We start from the raw sequence: 16,435 nt of genomic DNA, 5'->3' as shown, positions 1-16,435 counted from the left end.
TACCTAGAGAGCTGCGAATACCAAGAGAGAGATTACAAACAAGCTGACTGAGCTCAGCGCCAGTTTGGAGGGCGTCATACCCCGGATTATCCACACTGCCAAGAGCGCGGCATAGCTGAGCCAAACTCCGATGGCAACCCACAGATGGGCACCGCCGCCACCAGATTTCATCATCAATCCACAGAAAATCCCCGCACTCAAAACCATGGTCCCCACACCAGTCAGCCTGACTACAGAGACAACGATTGAATGGACAGGAGGCAGTTTCTTGAACAAACCTGACTTGGTGTGGTGTGCCTTCAGCTGCTTGTTGAGCACCATGAACATCACACTGGCGATCGCCGCCAAGCCAAGAGCCCCATACCCCAATACCGAGAGCGCTGCGTGAGCCTCGTCCCATGGATCGATCTTCATGGCTTTCTCCGGATTAGCCTCCATGACCCCAGGGATCGCCGCAATAAAGAGCATCAGTGAGACCAGAGGTGCTGAGAATACCCCAAGCAGGGAAAGACGGTAGGTAGATCCAATGACCAGATAAAACATCGTCATCGACCAGGCGAGAAAGACCAGAATCTCTCCAAAATCGCCCAATGGACATTGGCCACGCAATTCACCTCTGCCGGCTAAAACCATGCATTGGCTCAAGAACGAGAAGAACATCCACACGACCGTCCAACGGCTCCGTTTGTTGTGGTGTACCGAAACCATGCCTAAATACCCGGCCATGCCTGCTAGCACCGCCGCTATGATCAACGCTATGTTCACCTCCGTCACGAGAGAACCATGCACGAGGCAGACCCACAATCAAGACCAGATAGCAATGATCCTCGACTCGATAGGTCAATTATTCTGCCTCGCTCTGCCTGGACACCGACGACCCCGCCAGAAACGACACGCGACTTACTATCTCACGCCAACCTGTTTTTTGCGTGCATTTTCCCAGAACACCCTATTCTATCAGGGCTATGCCTGACACGCTCCGACAAGCTATCCGTGATGTGGTAGATTTCCCCAAGCCGGGAATCATCTTCAAAGACATCACCCCCATCTTATCTGATGCAAAATTGCTTCGCCGCAGCGTGGAACTTCTCGTGGATACAGTCAGTGAGCACCAGATCGATAAAGTCGCTGGCATTGACGCCAGAGGCTTCATATTCGGCGCCCCCGCAGCCATCGCTCTGAATGCAGGCTTTGTCCCGATCCGCAAGCAAGGCAAGCTACCTTGGGAGACTCATTCTCTCTCTTATACCTTGGAGTACGGCACCAATACGATCGAAGTACACAAGGACGCCATCAAACCAGGTGAAAAAGTCCTGTTGATTGATGACTTACTTGCCACTGGCGGAACTGCCGCAGCGGCCATAGAACTCCTCCGCACACTCGGGGCTGAGACAGTCTGCGCTTCATTTCTTGTGGAGCTAAGCTTTCTGGAAGGTCGCAGCAAGCTCGCTCTCGACAACGTCCAATCCATCATCACTTTCTAAAGTACACACCCCACTCTAGCACAAAACAATTATGTCTAACTGGAACAACTACAACTCGAGCCTGGTCCGCTACTCAAATCTCGGATTCACCATCGACCTCTCATTGATGGATATCCAGCCCAGCTTCATCGATGAAATGGGTCCTAAGATTGAGAAAGCGTTCTCAGACATGAAGGCTCTTGAATCCGGCGCCATTGCCAACCCAGACGAAGGCCGCATGGTTGGCCACTATTGGCTTCGCAACGCTGATCTAGCTCCAAGCGAAGAACTCAAGGCACAGATCACAGAGCCGCTCAAGGCTCTCAAAGAATTTGCAGATAAGGTTCACAATGGAGACATCGCTCCTCCATCAGGTGGACGTTTTGAGAATCTTCTCATCATCGGTATCGGCGGTTCGGCTCTCGGCCCACAGCTTGTCTATGATGCTCTGGGATTCGACTCCAAGCTGAAGACTTTCTTCTTTGATAACACCGACCCTGCAGGCATCGACAAGACTCTTGCTAAGATCGGCAACGGCCTGAACAAAACTCTCGCTCTTGTAGTTTCCAAGTCCGGCGGCACTCCAGAAACCCGTAACGGCATGCTGGAAGCTCAAGAATACTTCGAAGACCAGCAGCTCAACTTCGCGCACCACGCCGTCGCGATCACAGGTGAAGGCTCCAAGCTCTTCAATTACGCCACTGAGAACAAGTGGATCACCACCTTCCCGATGGAAGACTGGGTTGGCGGTCGTACTTCCGTGATGTCCACCGTAGGTCTCGTGCCAGCAGCACTCCAAGGAATCGATATCGACACCTTCCTCGCCGGTGCCACTGAAATGGATGAGCGCACCCGCTCTACCGAGCTCAGTAACAACGCCGCGATGCAGCTCGCTCTTGCCTGGTATCACGCCGGCAACGGCAAAGGTGAGAAGGACATGGTCGTCCTCCCATACAAAGACTCCCTCGTTCTCTTCTCCAAGTACCTCCAGCAGCTCGTCATGGAATCCCTTGGTAAAGAGCACGATCTCGACGGCAACGTCGTCAACCAGGGCATCGCAGTATACGGCAACAAAGGATCCACCGACCAGCACGCCTACGTGCAGCAACTCCGTGATGGCGTCCATAACTTCTTCACGACCTTCATCGAGGTACGCAAGGGACGTAATGGTGAGTCTATCGAAGTAGAGCCAGGCAACACCTCAGCCGATTACCTGCAGGGCTTCCTGCGTGGTACTCGCAAGGCGCTATACGAGTCAGGCCGCAAGTCCGTGACTATCTCCATTCAGGAAGTCACTCCACACAGCCTTGGCATGCTCATCGCACTCTTCGAACGTGCAGTGTCTTTCTACGCCTCATTGGTCAACATCAACGCCTACCACCAGCCTGGTGTAGAGGCAGGCAAGAAAGCCGCCGCTACATTCCTGGAGCTGCTGAATCAGGTCCGTGGTGCCCTCACTGGTTGGGACAAGACCGCTGATGACATCGCTGAAGCTACTTTTAACGATCCGGAAGAGGTTTATCATGCTCTCGTTCACCTTGCTGCAAACGGTGAGGCGATGCACGCAGAGGGTGACACCCCAGCTGAAGACACCTTCAAGCTGTAAGGAGCACTTCATTATATTTAGCAAAAAGCCACTGGTTATCAGACCAGTGGCTTTTTTGTATAAAGAATATTTCCTTTTCTCACTGGCCACCGCCGAAGCCATGGACACAGAAGTCTAGTAACTGCTGATAGCGCTCCTCAGGTTCTGGCACGACATTGTGCCCTGCTATCTTGGACGCAAGACCTGAAAATGAGTGGTAGTGCAGGGTGGAGCCTGTACAGAACAGAAAGCGATTCAAAATCACATCCTCACTCAGATTGGGCAGCTGATACTTCATCGCTACCACAAACTTTTTAAAGACTTCCCCAAATAGCATAATCACCGGATTAGGCACATTGTAATCCCTCTCGATCAAATAACGAGCTGCCAAACGGGCAACTATGTCCTGATTACTTCCATGTTCCTCTGGAAAGGACACCGGGCGCACAAATGCATCCACAATCGACCTGATAGGAATTTTATCAATTCCCCCATACTCCTTGGCAAACTTGTCCAACAGCTCGAGACGGTGCTGGTTGGCTGGATTGAGAGTCTTTTTGACAACCTCCTGAATCAGCCCTGTCTTACTACCAAAATGATAACTAACCGAAGCTAGATTGACACCTGCGGCGTTGGTCACATCACGTACGGAGACATCCTCAAACCCTCTTTCTCCGAATAATTTCCATGCTGCGTCTAAAATCTGCTCTCTTGTACTCATCTATGTATAGAATCCAGGTTTCTGATTGTAAAAAACTGACCGTTCCAAACTATTCTACTTACTCTTTGTAAATTTGCAATCTATCTAACGAACGATTATTTAAATACTCACTGCCGCTAGTTACTACAAGCCCCCTCGATCGGCAGATTCGCCACAATTTACTATTTGCCCCATGGCTGATGCGGGATAAGATAATAATGCAATTATAGCTATTTATGAAGTGTCGTATTCTAAGCAGCCTCCTGCTCATCTCCAGCATCACCTGTTCCCAAGCTGAGTGGCAGGAAAGCGTTCAAGCATTCAAACCGGGAAGCCACCCTAATGTAAAACCTGTCAAACTCACCTACGAGATGAGTTGGAACGGAGCAATCAAGTCCGGCACCATGGTCATCGAACTTGGCAAAAAAGATGAACGCTACCCCCGCGCCTTCATATCTCACATGTATGGTCGCTCCACTGGCGCCGCTGCTGCCATTTTCCCCTATTCCTTCACCTACACCTCTTTCTCTACACTGAAACAGCACAAGCCAGTGCTCTTCGTCGCCAAGGAAAACGATGACGGCGAGATCATCGACACTAAAAACTCCTACAAGAGCAGCAAGGTCATCCACCGCTCCAGCACAACCATACCCTCATCCAAGAAAGTCAAAACGAAGGACAAGACCTTTGATTTTAAAACTGTTCACGACTCAGTCACTTGTTACCTCTACCTGAGAAGCCTGGAGCTGAATGACGGTGACAAGATCAACCTTTGCCTCTTCCCCTTCACATCACCCTATTACACCAACATTACAGTACTTGGCCGAGAGACTCACAATGGCGTCAAATGTATCAAGCTTGATATACGCCTTAGGAAAATTGACATCAAATCCATGGAGTTGAAGGAATACAAAAAGCTCAAACGAGCAACCATGTGGATCAGTGATGACGAGGAACGCCTCCCTGTAGAATTACGTACCGAGGTGTTTGTTGGCGATGTCCGCTCTGTCCTCACCAAAAAAGAGGCCATGTAAAGTTCTTCATCTCCAAGCTTGCAGAGATCCCCGTTCTATCTCCAACTAACCGCATGCCAGAAAGAACAGGTATCCTCTATCTCGTATCAGGCCCTTCCGGTTCGGGAAAAACCACACTCTGCAGACGTCTCGCCGAAGAAGGTGAGGCCAGTTACGCTATTTCCTGCACCACGCGCCCTCCTCGCCCAGGTGAAACCCACGGCACGGACTACTTCTTCCTCTCCAGAGAGGAATTCATCAGCAAAGTTGAGCAAGGGGATTTCATTGAACATGCGGAAGTCCATGGCAACTACTACGGCACCCTTCACTCCGAAGTAGTCGCCAAACTAGAGCAAGGCATCGACGTGGTGATGGACATCGACGTCCAAGGGGCCGACCTCGTGAGAGCCTGTCCTGACCCGGTCATCTCCAATGCCTTGGTCGACTTGTTTGTCATGCCCCCCAATGAGGAAGAACTCAGGGCCAGGCTCACCAATCGAGCCACGGATGACCCTGAAATCATCGAAAGGCGCATGAAAAACTCACTTGGAGAAATCAGCCAATGGCCGAAATACACCTACCGCCTGATCTCCTCCACCCGGGAAAACGACTATGCTCTTTTCAAATCTCTACTTGAGGCCGAACGCCTTAAAACCAGCAGGACCACTGACTTGAACCAATAATGACACGATCTAAGAAGCCGAAGTTACTTGATATTTAAGTCTTCCCGCATAAGCTGAGTTCGTCTTCACCCATTCACCAAATGAATAAACACCGAATCAGAACCCTCCTGATCAAGAGCCTACTCCTCGGAAGCGTAGTCAGCTTGGCGACCAGCTGTGGCCCAGGCGCAGCTCCGACTCCGAACCCCAACCAGGTAAAGCCAATCAAGGCTGTCTATGTGAATCCATTCAAGCCTGGTACCTACCAGCATTTTACAGCTCTACCTGAGTACCCCAAAACATACAAGGTCTACAAGAATGGGAATGTGCTGGCTGCCACCAATGAGACAAATTCCAAAATCATCATCGATTTGAGTTTGCAGCGCGCTAAACTCTATAACGGCAATCAGCTTGCCATGGATTACCCGATCTCGTCTGGTAACTCCAAATTCCCGACTCGCACAGGCAATTTCTCAGTACTAGAAAAAGTTCCTGCCGAGAAGCGCTCTAACCTCTACGGCAAGATCTATGACGCCGAAGGCAATGTAGTCAATTCTAACGCCAATAAGGCTGTCGACCCAATTCCAGAAGGAGGCCGTTTCGAGGGCGCTCTCATGTCTAACTGGATGAGACTCACTTGGGACGGAATCGGCATGCACCGTGGCCGCGTCCCCCGCTACCCAGCCTCCCATGGATGTATCCGGACTCCCGGAAGCGTGGTGAAGATCGTCTACAACAAGGTCAAGATCGGCACCCCTGTCACCGTTCAGCCATAGCCTCAACGAGATAAAAACTTTTCCAACTCAAAAGCTCCGCCTAGCCGGAGCTTTTTCATTTCCCCCTGGTCTCAATTTTTCTTCTGGCGAAATAACTAGCTCTACTCCAACGTATGGATGTCGTCAGAAGCGGCTAGTTTCCCACTACTTGTTAGCATTCCGGCTTCCATTCACCTTTATGGTTCTTACTCATAAAATACTCTTATGTCTCAGCAGCGTGCTGTTTGCATCCTGCCTGAATTCCTCGTCCAAACCTCCAGCTCTCTGGGTCAATGCTTTGGACTCGGAAATCAATAGCCTTGGAGCCTTGAACTGGATCATCGTCACGGACTCCTCATTCCCCGCTCTGGGCAATTCAGTTTCACACACTATTATCTCCCCCACAGACCTCCCCTCTACGCTTCACGAGGTCATCCAAAGCATGGAAAGCAGCGGACATGTGAAACCACGCATCTACGTAACGCGGGAGTCTCAGGAGCTACAGGAGGACTATGCTCCAGGAATCACACGTCACAGAGAAAAGCTGCATGAAGCTCTGCACGGCTACGAGGCCTATGCACTCCCAGAGAGCACGATGCGCTCGATCGTACTGGAATCTGGCAAGAAATACCGGATTCTGGTCATCAAATCCCAGACATCACTCCCCTACACCAGCGTGTATGTCGAACTTGAGAGCGGATATTGGGATTCCGAGTCGGAAACTGCTTTACGAAAACACATGGAAAATGGAAGGTGAGCCCGCCATGGCAGCACCGAAGAAAAAAGACGAAGCTATCACGATCGAACGCGAAGAAGCCTGGATTGGCGACGCCGTTCTGGCCCTCTATGTCCGTGAGTGGATCCTCCAAGAGCATGGAGCCATGGATGGCGAGATGTTTGTCCGCTTTACCTCCAATGACTTTCTTCGCTGCGCGGGTAACCCCACTTCTGTAGAGGCCGAAATCGGCCGCGTCTACAAAGAGAACGGCCTACAGGCCGGGTTCGACTGGATTGCTGAAAACCTCTACCCGAAGTTCCTCGAGAAAGAGAAGCAATACCAGCGCCATGTGGCGACCCAGCTCCCTCGTAAACTCCGCAAACAGAAGAAGAAGTAGATTAATCCAAAGTCCACTTGTGCTTAGGGTAGCGGCCGCCCAAGTCTTTCCTCATCTGCTCAAAGCCAGATTCCCAGAATCCAGCGAGGTCTTGAGTCATTTGCCAAGGCCGTTGATTCGGGGCACAGATATTCACCAGCACCTTCACGGCACCACCAGCCAAGCTTGGAGATTCTTTGACACCGAAAAGCCGCTGAACCTGCATGGAAATTGCCGGCGGTTTTCCCACTTCATAGCGCACCTTGGTCATCTGCCCGTTCGCTAGTTTGATTTTCACCGGAGCGTAAGCGTCCAAGGCGGCAGTCTGAGCTGCTGACAGCCATCCACGTAAAGCCGGCATTACCTCCCTGTCCTTGATATCCTTGTAGCCGAGAGCCCCCTCACAAATTTGCTCAAAGGCAATGGCGCGATCCTCCTCATCAAAGCCCGGCAATTCCAGTTCAGGCATCCAATCACGCAAACAGAGCAGGCGGGCAATCCACTGCTCAGCTTCAGCTCCCCATTTCTTCAGCTTCAGCTCGCCATTAGCAACCCTTTCAGCCAGCAAGAACGCTGCAGCCTCGGCATCGGGTTCCCCTCCATCCTTACTCGTAATCACTAGATCCCGAAACCTCGTCTCAGAGCGCCTGACCACCCTTCGGATCGTCTCATCATAGACAGCCTGATCCACCTCCCTGAAATCATCCGGAAACATCTTCTTCACAGCGTCCAGCGTGACGCCCACACAGCGATTCAGGTAGACGACCACCTCCTTGCCATCGACTTCTCTCATTTCCGTGACCAGAAAGACCTCCTGTCCCTTCACAGCACTCTCCGCATCGAGCTTGCCTTTCCTCCCCCCACTGAGCCTACAGGCCAGAGTCCCTTTGTTCAGGCGAATAGCCAGGCGGTCACTGAAGGCAGCCAGCATCGTCCGGCTAAATGCTTCTTGGTTCTTCGAGAAATCAACCTCGTGCCAATTCAGCCCCGCCCGTTTACAAACTGCTCGCAGCTGTTCGAGATTCATCATGACTTCACGAGATCCACGACCTGAAATCCCCAAGTCATTACAACGCCTGGGGTCAAAATTCATCCGTCTAGCAGAGTCGAAGGCACGCCATTCGCTCTCAAAATCAGATCCATCCTCATCATAGACGAAGGCATTTCTGCCAAATTCACTTCCCCCCTTACGCACGAAAATGCCTTCCCCCTGTACGCTGGCCGCAGCAAAGGCAGCCTCAGCCACACAAGATTCTCTATCAGCAGCTAACAACAAATGAGCATAGCGAGGGTGCAGCCCCAGTTTGGCCATACGCTTGCCCTCCTCACTGAGCTCCCCCTCACGATCAATAGCTTTCAGCTCCCGCAACATCTCCTCAGCTTCCGCCACTGATTCCTCTTTGGGTTTATCCAGCCAGCGAAAGCCCATGACATCTCTCTCACCCCAGGCCTTGAGTTCAAGAATGGTCTCCGCCAGATCTACGCGCTGTACCTCGGGCAATTCAAAGGCCTCGCGCCTACCATGCTCTGACTCACTCCACAGGCGAATGCATCGTCCAGGAGCAGTACGACCAGCACGACCCGCTCTCTGCTCGGCGCTGGCACGCGAAATCTTTTGTATCAAAAGCGTATCTACACCGCGTAAAGGATCATAATGTGAGACTCTGGCAAGCCCCGCATCTATTACCGTCCTCACTCCATCAATGGTCAAGGATGTCTCAGCCACATTCGTAGAAACGATGATCTTTTTACCCGTCTCACCATAAACGGCTTCATCTTGCTTTTCAGGACTCAAGGCACTGTATAGCGGAAGCGCCTTCCAGCCTTGACTCCATGAGGCTCGCTCAATCAACTCGACAGTCCTACGAATCTCGTAAACCCCCGGCATAAAGACCAGCACATGACCACAGTCACTGTCCTTGATCACCTCTTTTACGGCGACAGCAGCCCTATCCCAGATACCTTCCCGGCTATTACCTCCCCGTTTCGTGACCACCTGAGGAGCCCGATAAGCAATCTCCACGGAAAATGTCCTTCCGCCAGCCTCTATCAGCTCACAAGGTGCCAAATACTTTTCCAGCCCAGCCACCTCTAAAGTCGCAGACATCACAGCAACCTTAAGATCAGGCCTAGCCCCCTCCTGAAGATCCAAGCAATGTGCCAAACAGAGATCACTTGGTAGCCTGCGCTCATGGAATTCATCAAATAGCACAGCACCTACGCCGCGCAGATTTCCAGCTTCATTCAACCAGCGCTGCAGCACACCATCGGTCACATACACCACACGGGTATGCTCGCTCATTTTGTTATCATGCCGCACCACATAACCGATTTCCCTACCGAGCTTTACTCCCCTCACCGATGAGACTCGCCTAGCCAGCATGCGGGCCGCAATGCGGCGAGGCTGCACCACGACAATCATCCCATCAACCAGCCCACTATCTAACAACATCAAGGGCACGGCCGTTGATTTACCTGACCCCGTAGGAGCACGCAGCAGGATACGAGCCTGCTTTTCTTCACCAAGAGACTTTAGCAAAGCCTCCCTCACCTCATACACTGGCAGATCGCCCATGGTTGAACTATTTACGTTTGTAGGAACGCCTGTATTCGGTCGGGCTCATGTTCATGATCTTGCGGAAGCCTCGGGTAAAATTGGCATGATCCGTGTAGCCCACACTAGCCCCCACCTCCTTCACACTCATCTGGGAGCCCAGCAAGCGCTCGCATGCCGTAGAAATCTTTGCCTGAATGATAAACTGCTTGGGCGTGGTCCCCATGTGTTCCTTGAAAGTTCTCTCCAGAGTACTTACGGACATTCCCGCGGCCTCTGCCAGATCGCTAACTTTCACATCACGGTCAACAGTCTTATAGATAGCCCCGATAATGGAAGCGATATCTCGGTGCTGGGTAGGCACTGGCAGACCTTCATCCACACCGACTTTTCGCGCAAGTCCAGCAGTACCAATCAGAACTCCCTCACGGTCATAGAGCGGAACCTTACTCGTGGCACGCCACTCGACTCCTCCAGATGAATTACTGATGAGCTCAGTTTTATTCCAGATAGCCTCTCCTGTCGTCATCACGTGAAGGTCGTCAGCCTCATAAATAGCCACCAACTCACTTGGCGACAGATCTCGATCCGTCTTCCCAACCACCTCACTGGCAGTCCTTTTCCCCATCTCCCTAACAAAGGCATCATTCACAAAAATGATGATCCCTTCCTTATCCTTAATCCAGAAGATCACATCAGGCATAGCCTGGAACAATACCGGCGCAATCTGCCCCGGTTGCAGTTTCTCCAAAAATTCTACCACCCTTGGATTGCCTGATATTCCCTCGATCTCTGTCATATACTGCAGATTTATCACCAATTAGCTAAATCGTCCAGACCTTATAAGTATAATAGTTACAAGGAAACCACATTCTACCCACCGCAAGCATCTGACGATTTTTACACACAACAATCCGTTAGAGATGAACAACTCAGAGCTAGACACACGTAATTCAAGCCTCTAGACCAACATCTACATTTGATTTTTGCGTCTGGTCGCAAGATCACACCACTATCACAACAAAACACACGTCAATGGACACACAACTAACGGAAAAAGAACGTAAAACGCTCTTCTGGGCATGCTTCCTCTCTCTCGCTGCTGCCGGCTTTGGCTTTGCATTCAGGGTATTAAAAGGTGGAGAGTATGGAGGACAACTAGGACTCGACAACCATGAGGTAGGGCAAATCTTCGGGGCTTCTCTCTGGCCAATCGCCATCACAATGATTGGCTTCAGTTTAATCATCGATAAAACGGGCTATAAATGGCCGATGTTTGGTGCATTTGTGTTACAACTCATTTCAGCTGTAGGTACCTGTTTCGCAACCAGCTATGCACAACTATACGGATATGCAATTCTAGCGGGCTTAGGCCATGGTATCATTGAATGTGTTATCAACCCTGTAACAGCAAGCATCTACAACAAACAAAAAACTAAGATGTTAACCATTCTCCACGCAGCTTGGCCGTGTGGTATTGTAGCATCAGGTTTACTCATCATCTCCACCAGTAAGCTACCATGGGGATACCACTCATTGTGGATGGCGATCCCTGTCGTAATCTATGGTGTCTTATTCTTGAAATCCAAGTTCCCTGTCGATGAACGCGTTAAGGCTGGTGTCCCATACATGGAGATGCTCAAGCAAGTCGGCTTCCTTAGTGCAGCCCTTGCTTCATTCCTTCTTATTTTTGAAATAGGTAATCAGACAGCCAAGCTCACGACATGGGAACTTCCTGCTAACTGGTTCTATATCAGTCTTGGTGCAGGAGCTGCTGTAGGCCTTCTCTTTGGAGCAGTCACCAAATCTATTGGCAAGCCTCTATTTTTCCTTATGTGCTTGCTCATGATACCTCTCGCAACAGCAGAGCTCGGTACAGACCAGTGGATCAGCAAACTAATGAGACCTGTACTTGAGGGTATGGATGTAAATCCAGGTTTCGCTCTGGTCATCTCTGCAGGCATTATGATGTTCTTCCGCTTCTTCGCGGGTAACGTACTGAAGTTCTTTTCACCGCCAGCACTACTTGCCATCAGTGGCATCCTGTCCGCTGCTGGCCTCATTTGGCTCTCCTCTGCCACGAGCGTAGCTATTTTCATTGCATTCGTTCTCTATGCACTGGGTCAAACCTATTACTGGCCATGTGTACTTGGCTTCGTAGCTGAGAGATACCCTCGCGGGGGTGCTCTCACCCTGAATACAGTTTCAGCTATTGGTCTCCTATCTGTAGGAATTATAGGCGGCCAGCTACTGGGAATTGCTTTCGATAAATCTATTCACGATGGTATGACTAAAGATCAGCCTGCACTCGTGCAGCAGACAGAGCAGGATAAAAATTTCCTCTGGATGCACAACAAAACGATCGATGCGAAGAAATTCAATACTGTAGTAGATGAGCTTCCTGAAACTGAGAAAGAAACAGCCAAAGCTGATTTCACTGCAAATGATAAAAAAGCAGGTAGAGATGTGCTCAAGTATGCAGCACAGTTCCCTATCGTGCTAGCAATTGCATTCGGCTTCATTGCCCTCTACTTCAAGTCTCGCGGTGGATACAAGCCAGTAGAACTCGAAGCCAGCTGGGAATAATCTACTCACGCACCTCAGCACGGATTGAGTACATCCAGCTGAGGTGCGCGATACACTTTAAAGGAATTCGCAAAATATAGTACTAAGGCTGGCTGTGATGTGCTTAAGTATGCAGCGAAATTCCCACACATGCAGGTGATTACCTTCACCGTAATCACCTAGCATTTCATCACTCAAGTAAACGGCAATGCCGCTAGACTTGAGTCAGCCGACATTCAAAGAAACATGTACTTAGGTCTCGATTGCTCTACACAAAGTCTCTCAGCCATCATCATTGATGCTGAAAATGGAGAGATCATCCATGAGACTTCGGTCAACTTTGAGCAAGATCTATCACAGTACAAAACGACTCACGGCTTCGTGCGCGGCACAGAGCCCGATGAGTTCTTCTCAGACCCGCTCATGTGGGTTGACGCCCTTGATCTTCTGTTCCGCCGTATGCAGGAACAAAACGCCCCGCTTCACCGGGTTAAGGTGATTTCAGGCTCAGGCCAACAGCATGCCACCGTTTACCTGAAGGATTGCTTCCACTCATCCCTCGCCACTCTCACCCCTAATCTTTCACTCAGAGAACAACTCATCGGCTGTTTCTCTCGACCTGTATCCCCCATTTGGCTGGACGGCTCCACACGCCGTGAGTGCAATGAAATCATCGAAGCCATAGGCGGCAATGAGGTTTCTATCAGCACAACTGGCTCTGCCGTCACCCCGCGATTTTCGGCTGCCCAGATTCGTAAATATTCACGTCAATACAGCGAGCGCTGGGATGAGACGACCACGATTCACCTGGCCTCATCATTTCTCGCCTCGATTCTCTGTGGCAAGTCAGTAGCCATCGACTACGGAGACGGCGCCGGGATGAACCTGATGAACCTGGAAACTCTTAGCTGGGATCCCACTATGGCCAATGCGACTCATGAGGGAACATTGGATCGCCTTCCTCCACTGGCGGCCACCACTACCATCGCAGGAAAGATCTCTTCCTACTTTTCTTCCAAATATGGATTCTCCCCCAACACTCAATGTTGTCTGTGGTCAGGAGACAACCCATGCTCATTGGTAGGTATGGGCGTTGTCAGACCTGGCACGTGGATCATATCCCTAGGAACGTCATTCACTCTGTTCTCCGCACTGAAGGAACCGCATACAGACCCGCAAGGTTACGGTCATGTCTTTGGAAATCCAATCGGCGGCTACATGGCTCTCTCATGTTTTAAAAACGGAGCTCTAGCCTGCGTTGCCCTGAAAGAGCATTTGGGCATTTCCTGGGAAGAGTTTGACCAAGCTCTACATAAGCTTCCCAGCGAGGACGAGATACCCGCTCTCCCTTTCTACGAAACCGAAATCACACCTCCGGCGAGAGCCGTTGATCAAAGTTCGACTACGCCACGCACTCTGGTCGATGGACAATTTCTCAATATGAAGCATCACTCGGAGTGGCTGGGTGAGCTACCTGAGACCATCTTGGTCACAGGTGGAGTCTCACGTAGCAACTCAGTCTGCCAGACAATCGCCAATATCTTCCAGCGACCCGTGCAAAGAATCTCTACATCTTCCTCTGCCTCACTGGGGGCCGCCCTCATCGCCGCGCACACGGATGGCCATGACATCGACTTTCTCACAGAACTCTTCTGTGACCCTTCCTCTAAATTCTGCGAACCAAACCCGACCGTTTGCGAAACCTACGAAAAACTTACTCAGAAATTCCTCGCATCCCTCTCCGATCACCTTAAAGAATAATCGCGACACGCAATTACGCAAAAGTTCCCAATTGATATATCCGCAATATGAGACCAATCACACTTTTCACAGGACAATGGGCCGACCTTCCTCTCGCCGAGCTACTACCGAAGCTCAAGGAAATGGGCTATGACGGTGTAGAACTCGCCTGCTGGGGCGACCACTTCGATGTAGATAAGGCACTTGCCGACGATTCCTACGTCACTGAAAAGTGGGCCCTGCTCGAGTCCCACGGCATGACTTGCTACGCCATCTCCAACCATCTGGTAGGCCAGGCTATTTGCGACAATATCGATGAGCGCCACAAGGCCATCCTTCCCCCATCCGTCTGGGGTGATGGTGAGCCTGAAGGTGTACGTCAACGTGCGGCAGAGCACATGGCGAATGCAGCTCGCGCCTGCCGCAAGTTCATGGATGCCAAGCCTAACAAGGACGATGTTCTTGCTCCAGTAGTGAACGGCTTCACTGGTTCCTCCATCTGGCACGCAGTCTACTCTTTCCCACCGACATCCCAAGAGTATATCCAGAATGGATTCGACGATTTTGCCAAGCGCTTCCTCCCTATCCTTGATGTCTTTGAGGAATGCGACGTCAACTTCGCCCTCGAAGTTCACCCGACAGAGATCGCTTTCGACATCGCTTCTGCCCATCGTGCACTTGCTGCAGTAGGCCACCATAAGCGCTTTGGCTTCAACTACGATCCATCTCACTTCGTCTATCAGGGTGTCGACTACATCCGCTTCATCCGTGAATTCCCAGACCGCATCTACCACGCCCACATGAAGGATGCCTGGTTCGGTCATGGTGACGGCACAGTAGGTGTCTTCGGCGGTCACACAGAGTTTGGCGATCCATCCCGCTTCTGGGATTTCCGCTCCATCGGCCGTGGTGATGTGAAATTCGGTGAAGTCATTACCGCCCTTACAGACATCCGCTATTTCGGACCACTTTCTGTAGAGTGGGAAGACACCCGCATGGACCGCTTCCACGGTGCCAAGGAATCCTACGAGTATCTTCGCAAACTCGACTTCCCGGTAAACGAGGACGGTCTCTTTGACTCAGCATTCGATAACTCAAAACAAGGCTAAACCCTGCATCTAACCCTAACGAACACCTTTCTCGAATCATGGAAAAAATTAGAATGGGAATGATCGGTGGAGGCCGTGGAGCTTTCATCGGTGCCGTACACCGCATCGCTGCCGCGATCGACCAGCAGATCGAACTCGTCTGTGGAGCCTTCTCCTCAGACCCTCAGCGTTCCAAAGACTCCGGAGCAGACCTTGGGCTATCCCCAGACCGTTGCTACGGCACTTACGCAGAGATGATGGAAAAGGAAAACGCACTGCCTGCTGATCAGCGCATGCAGTTCGTAGCCATCGTGACTCCGAACCACGTCCACTTCCCCGCTGCCAAAGCAGCTCTCGAAGCTGGCTTCCACGTACTCTGCGACAAGCCAGCGACCCTCAACCTCCAGGAAGCCAAGGAACTGAAGCCAATCATTGAGAAATCCGGCAAACTCTTCGGCCTCACCCACACCTACACAGGTTACCCGATGGTCAAGCAGGCTCGTCACCTGGTTGCCAACGGTCATCTTGGTGATATCCGCAAAGTCGTCGTGGAGTACCCACAGGGCTGGCTTGCAGAAGCCATTGAGAGTGAAGATCAGAAGCAGGCCGCCTGGCGTACCGACCCATCCAAGTCTGGCGCCGCGGGTGCCATGGGTGACATCGGCACCCACGCCGAGAACCTCGCCGAGGTCATCTCAGGCCTCCACATTGACGAGCTCGCTGCCGACTTGACCGCCTTTGTCCCGGGACGCCGCCTCGATGATGACGGCAATGTGCTCCTTCGCTTCGAAGGTGGAGCCAAGGGTGTTTTACACGCCTCACAGATCGCCGTAGGTGAAGAGAACAATCTAGCCATCCGTGTCTGGGGTACCAAGGCGGGTCTTGAATGGCACCAGAACGAGCCAAACTCACTCTATGTGAAGTACAATGACCGCCCTACTGAGATCTACCGTACCGGCCAGGGTTACCTCTGCGAAGCTGCCCAAGCAGGCACTCGCACACCGCCCGCTCACCCGGAAGGGTATCTCGAGGCATTCGCCAACCTTTACCTGAATTTCTCCAACCACATTCGTGCGATCGAAGCCGGAGAAACCCCAAGTGAAGTCGCCAAGGATTACCCGACCATCGACGATGGTATCCGCGGTATGGCCTTCATCGAAGCAGTCGTGGCCTCCAGTGCGAAGAATGCAGCCTGGACCAAGCTCGACTGCTAATT

General features: G+C 51.4%; 15 protein-coding genes. 11 read left to right on the top strand and 4 right to left on the bottom strand.

Annotated elements, in window-relative coordinates; genetic code table 11:
- Positions 1 to 3: 3 nt before the first annotated feature.
- Positions 4 to 726, bottom strand: coding sequence for a cytochrome c biogenesis protein CcsA (gene ccsA, locus BUB27_RS06900; protein WP_143158833.1), 723 nt, complete (start codon positions 724 to 726; stop codon positions 4 to 6).
- Positions 727 to 965: 239 nt separating this feature from the next.
- Here ccsA and BUB27_RS06895 point away from each other — a divergent pair, with 239 nt between their 5' ends.
- Both BUB27_RS06895 and BUB27_RS06890 read left to right on the top strand, forming a co-directional pair.
- Positions 966 to 1,484 (top strand): adenine phosphoribosyltransferase, encoded by a 519-nt coding sequence (locus tag BUB27_RS06895; RefSeq protein ID WP_143158832.1) that lies wholly within the window; start codon positions 966 to 968, stop codon positions 1,482 to 1,484.
- A 31-nt stretch (positions 1,485 to 1,515) separates the two neighbouring features.
- Positions 1,516 to 3,069 (top strand): glucose-6-phosphate isomerase, encoded by a 1,554-nt coding sequence (locus tag BUB27_RS06890; protein ID WP_143158831.1) that lies wholly within the window; start codon positions 1,516 to 1,518, stop codon positions 3,067 to 3,069.
- Between the two features lie 79 nt (positions 3,070 to 3,148).
- On the opposite strand, the gene BUB27_RS06885 is transcribed toward BUB27_RS06890, so the two are convergent.
- A complete protein-coding gene (locus BUB27_RS06885; RefSeq protein ID WP_143158830.1) occupies positions 3,149 to 3,769 on the bottom strand; it encodes a TetR/AcrR family transcriptional regulator in 621 nt (206 codons plus the stop codon).
- Between the two features lie 215 nt (positions 3,770 to 3,984).
- Here BUB27_RS06885 and BUB27_RS06880 point away from each other — a divergent pair, with 215 nt between their 5' ends.
- The 5 genes from BUB27_RS06880 to BUB27_RS06860 all read left to right on the top strand — a co-directional run bounded on the left by BUB27_RS06880 (position 3,985) and on the right by BUB27_RS06860 (position 7,293).
- Complete coding sequence (locus BUB27_RS06880) at positions 3,985 to 4,782, top strand: DUF3108 domain-containing protein (protein ID WP_143158829.1); 798 nt, start codon at positions 3,985 to 3,987, stop codon at positions 4,780 to 4,782.
- 53 nt (positions 4,783 to 4,835) lie between these two features.
- Complete coding sequence (gene gmk, locus BUB27_RS06875; RefSeq protein WP_143158828.1) at positions 4,836 to 5,444, top strand: guanylate kinase; 609 nt, start codon at positions 4,836 to 4,838, stop codon at positions 5,442 to 5,444.
- A gap of 80 nt (positions 5,445 to 5,524) precedes the next feature.
- On the top strand, positions 5,525 to 6,199 hold the full coding sequence (locus BUB27_RS06870; protein WP_143158827.1) for a L,D-transpeptidase family protein: 675 nt from the start codon (positions 5,525 to 5,527) through the stop codon (positions 6,197 to 6,199).
- Positions 6,200 to 6,416: 217 nt separating this feature from the next.
- Entirely contained in the window at positions 6,417 to 6,935 is a 519-nt protein-coding gene (locus BUB27_RS06865) for a hypothetical protein (RefSeq protein ID WP_143158826.1), read from the top strand.
- A 7-nt stretch (positions 6,936 to 6,942) separates the two neighbouring features.
- A complete protein-coding gene (locus BUB27_RS06860) occupies positions 6,943 to 7,293 on the top strand; it encodes a ribonuclease III domain-containing protein (RefSeq protein WP_143158825.1) in 351 nt (116 codons plus the stop codon).
- A 1-nt stretch (position 7,294) separates the two neighbouring features.
- On the opposite strand, the gene hrpB is transcribed toward BUB27_RS06860, so the two are convergent.
- The gene (hrpB, locus tag BUB27_RS06855) at positions 7,295 to 9,847 is read right to left on the bottom strand and encodes an ATP-dependent helicase HrpB (protein ID WP_143158824.1); all 2,553 of its coding nucleotides are present in this window, start codon (positions 9,845 to 9,847) and stop codon (positions 7,295 to 7,297) included.
- 7 nt (positions 9,848 to 9,854) lie between these two features.
- Positions 9,855 to 10,625: an AraC family transcriptional regulator gene (locus BUB27_RS06850; RefSeq protein ID WP_143158823.1), complete on the bottom strand. Its 771-nt coding sequence runs from the start codon at positions 10,623 to 10,625 to the stop codon at positions 9,855 to 9,857.
- 236 nt (positions 10,626 to 10,861) lie between these two features.
- Here BUB27_RS06850 and BUB27_RS06845 point away from each other — a divergent pair, with 236 nt between their 5' ends.
- The 4 genes from BUB27_RS06845 to BUB27_RS06830 all read left to right on the top strand — a co-directional run bounded on the left by BUB27_RS06845 (position 10,862) and on the right by BUB27_RS06830 (position 16,433).
- Complete coding sequence (locus tag BUB27_RS06845; RefSeq protein WP_143158822.1) at positions 10,862 to 12,412, top strand: MFS transporter; 1,551 nt, start codon at positions 10,862 to 10,864, stop codon at positions 12,410 to 12,412.
- Positions 12,413 to 12,637: 225 nt separating this feature from the next.
- Complete coding sequence (locus BUB27_RS06840) at positions 12,638 to 14,152, top strand: xylulokinase (RefSeq protein ID WP_143158821.1); 1,515 nt, start codon at positions 12,638 to 12,640, stop codon at positions 14,150 to 14,152.
- Between the two features lie 47 nt (positions 14,153 to 14,199).
- Complete coding sequence (locus BUB27_RS06835; protein ID WP_143158820.1) at positions 14,200 to 15,240, top strand: sugar phosphate isomerase/epimerase family protein; 1,041 nt, start codon at positions 14,200 to 14,202, stop codon at positions 15,238 to 15,240.
- A 38-nt stretch (positions 15,241 to 15,278) separates the two neighbouring features.
- Positions 15,279 to 16,433, top strand: coding sequence for a Gfo/Idh/MocA family protein (locus tag BUB27_RS06830; protein ID WP_143158819.1), 1,155 nt, complete (start codon positions 15,279 to 15,281; stop codon positions 16,431 to 16,433).
- Positions 16,434 to 16,435: the final 2 nt, after the last annotated feature.

It is taken from the genome of Rubritalea squalenifaciens DSM 18772 (genome assembly GCF_900141815.1).
Taxonomy (GTDB): Bacteria; Verrucomicrobiota; Verrucomicrobiia; order Verrucomicrobiales; family Akkermansiaceae; genus Rubritalea; species Rubritalea squalenifaciens.
This window is presented reverse-complemented; position numbering and strand designations above follow the sequence as displayed.

Excerpts from the sequence above, each read along its gene's own strand:
- ccsA (WP_143158833.1), bottom strand. The coding sequence starts at position 726 with ATGGCCGGGTATTTAGGCATGGTTTCGGTACACCACAACAAACGGAGC.
- BUB27_RS06895 (WP_143158832.1), top strand. The coding sequence starts at position 966 with ATGCCTGACACGCTCCGACAAGCTATCCGTGATGTGGTAGATTTCCCC.
- BUB27_RS06890 (WP_143158831.1), top strand. The coding sequence starts at position 1,516 with ATGTCTAACTGGAACAACTACAACTCGAGCCTGGTCCGCTACTCAAAT.
- BUB27_RS06885 (WP_143158830.1), bottom strand. The coding sequence starts at position 3,769 with ATGAGTACAAGAGAGCAGATTTTAGACGCAGCATGGAAATTATTCGGA.
- BUB27_RS06880 (WP_143158829.1), top strand. The coding sequence starts at position 3,985 with ATGAAGTGTCGTATTCTAAGCAGCCTCCTGCTCATCTCCAGCATCACC.
- gmk (WP_143158828.1), top strand. The coding sequence starts at position 4,836 with ATGCCAGAAAGAACAGGTATCCTCTATCTCGTATCAGGCCCTTCCGGT.
- BUB27_RS06870 (WP_143158827.1), top strand. The coding sequence starts at position 5,525 with ATGAATAAACACCGAATCAGAACCCTCCTGATCAAGAGCCTACTCCTC.
- BUB27_RS06860 (WP_143158825.1), top strand. The coding sequence starts at position 6,943 with ATGGCAGCACCGAAGAAAAAAGACGAAGCTATCACGATCGAACGCGAA.
- hrpB (WP_143158824.1), bottom strand. The coding sequence starts at position 9,847 with ATGGGCGATCTGCCAGTGTATGAGGTGAGGGAGGCTTTGCTAAAGTCT.
- BUB27_RS06850 (WP_143158823.1), bottom strand. The coding sequence starts at position 10,625 with ATGACAGAGATCGAGGGAATATCAGGCAATCCAAGGGTGGTAGAATTT.
- BUB27_RS06845 (WP_143158822.1), top strand. The coding sequence starts at position 10,862 with ATGGACACACAACTAACGGAAAAAGAACGTAAAACGCTCTTCTGGGCA.
- BUB27_RS06840 (WP_143158821.1), top strand. The coding sequence starts at position 12,638 with ATGTACTTAGGTCTCGATTGCTCTACACAAAGTCTCTCAGCCATCATC.
- BUB27_RS06835 (WP_143158820.1), top strand. The coding sequence starts at position 14,200 with ATGAGACCAATCACACTTTTCACAGGACAATGGGCCGACCTTCCTCTC.
- BUB27_RS06830 (WP_143158819.1), top strand. The coding sequence starts at position 15,279 with ATGGAAAAAATTAGAATGGGAATGATCGGTGGAGGCCGTGGAGCTTTC.